This is a genomic window from Bradyrhizobium acaciae, from assembly GCF_020889785.1.
In the GTDB taxonomy this organism is placed as follows: Bacteria; Pseudomonadota; Alphaproteobacteria; order Rhizobiales; family Xanthobacteraceae; genus Bradyrhizobium; species Bradyrhizobium acaciae.
Genome location: NZ_JACMYK010000301.1, coordinates 1 through 1,564, shown reverse-complemented (window position 1 = coordinate 1,564; position 1,564 = coordinate 1). Strand labels below are relative to the sequence as shown.

2 protein-coding genes are annotated in these 1,564 nt (G+C 66.4%); both read left to right on the top strand.

All coding sequences use genetic code 11. The features are described 5' to 3' along the window. A partial coding sequence (locus tag H8A92_RS40385; RefSeq protein ID WP_229200796.1) for a gamma-glutamyltransferase occupies positions 1-325 on the top strand: 325 nt, incomplete at its 5' end. 45 nt (positions 326-370) lie between these two features. Next, positions 371-1,225 carry an enoyl-CoA hydratase-related protein gene (locus tag H8A92_RS40380; protein WP_229200795.1) on the top strand — a complete coding sequence of 285 codons (855 nt, stop codon included), beginning with the start codon at positions 371-373 and terminating at the stop codon, positions 1,223-1,225. Positions 1,226-1,564: the final 339 nt, after the last annotated feature.

The following is a 1,564-nucleotide window of genomic DNA, read 5'->3' as shown; positions in this document are numbered from 1 at the left end:
TGCCGCCGGCGCATCCGGCGGCCGCCGCATCCTGCCCGCGGTATCGCAGCTGCTCTCCTTCGTGATGGATTTCGGCATGGACCTCGACGCCGCGATCCATCAGCCACGCATCGACGCCAGCGAAGGCGCCGTCGTGATCGGCGATGTCCGCCTGCCGCAAGCCGTGCGTGACGCGCTGCGCGGCAGCTTCGACTATGAGGAGGCACGCATCCAGACCCAGCCGAAGAAGTTCGCCTGCCCCAGCATCGTGCTGCGCGATGGCACGACGAACAGCGGCGCCACCGAGCCGTTCCATCCGTGGGCCGATGCAATCGCGGAGGGGTAAGAAGGTCGCGGCCCGCACAACAACAACCATCTCGGGGAGGCCGTCATGAGCTACGAGCAAATCACGTGCGACATCGACGGCTCCCTGATGATCGTCACGCTCAATCGTCCCGACAAGCTCAATGCCTACACCGGGACCATGGGCGCCGAGGTCGCCGACGCTTTCCAGCGCGCCGATGAGAACGACGATGTCCGCGCCATCATCGTCACCGGCGCGGGCCGTGCGTTCTGTGCCGGCGCCGACGTCTCCGGCGGCGCCAAGAGCTTCGACACCTCAGGCAGCCACGGCGCAGGCGTGTTCGCAAGCGCCGGCCAGCGCAGCGGCCGCTTCGTCGAGGCGATCTTCAACTGCCGAAAGCCCTCCATCGCTGCGATCAACGGCGGTGCGGTCGGCGTCGGCATCACGATGACGCTGCCGATGGATATCCGCATCGCCGCTCGCGGCGCCAAGATCGGCTTCATCTTCGCGCGTCGCGGGCTGGTGCCGGAGGCCGGCAGTGCGTGGTTCCTGCCAAAACTCGTCGGCCTGCCGCAGTCGCTGCGCTGGTGCCTCTCCGGCCGCACCTTCGATGCGGACGAGGCGCTCAAGGGCGGCCTCGTCAGCGAGGTGCTCGAGCCGGACGCCTTGCTCGAGCGGGCACGGCAGATCGCTCACGAGATGACGGCGGAGACCTCGGCCGTGTCGGTCGCACTGACCCGCCAGATGCTCTGGCGCTTCGCCGGCGCGCCTGACCCATTCGAATTGCTCGCGATCGACAAGCCGATGTCGGTCGAGCGCGGCGGCCATGCCGACGTACGCGAGGGCGTGCAGTCCTTCATCGAGAAGCGGAAGCCGGCCTTTCCAGGCAAGGTCTCGCAGGACATGCCGAGCCAGTATCCGTGGTGGCCGTGGTCGGAGTAACGGGGTGATCGCGGCGGAGAGTCCGTCAAGTTTCAAGCCGATGTCGCGCCTCACCTTCCACTGTCGTCCCGGCGAAGGCCGGGACCCATACGCCGCGGCGGATGTTGTGAAGGGGATTCGTCGTTCCAACATCGCGTAACAATTCGCATTAGTGGTAATGGGTCCCGGCTCCCGTGCGCAATTGCGCACTAGGCCGGGACGACGATGAGGATGGTTGTCGATTCGAACTGTCAAACAGCTAGTTCGGTGTCATCGCCCGGCTCGACCGGGCGATCTAGTATTCCAGAGGCAGTAGTGCTTGAGCCGAGACGCCGCGGCGTACTGGATCGCCCGGTCGAG

Excerpts from the sequence above, each read along its gene's own strand:
- H8A92_RS40380 (WP_229200795.1), top strand. The coding sequence starts at position 371 with ATGAGCTACGAGCAAATCACGTGCGACATCGACGGCTCCCTGATGATC.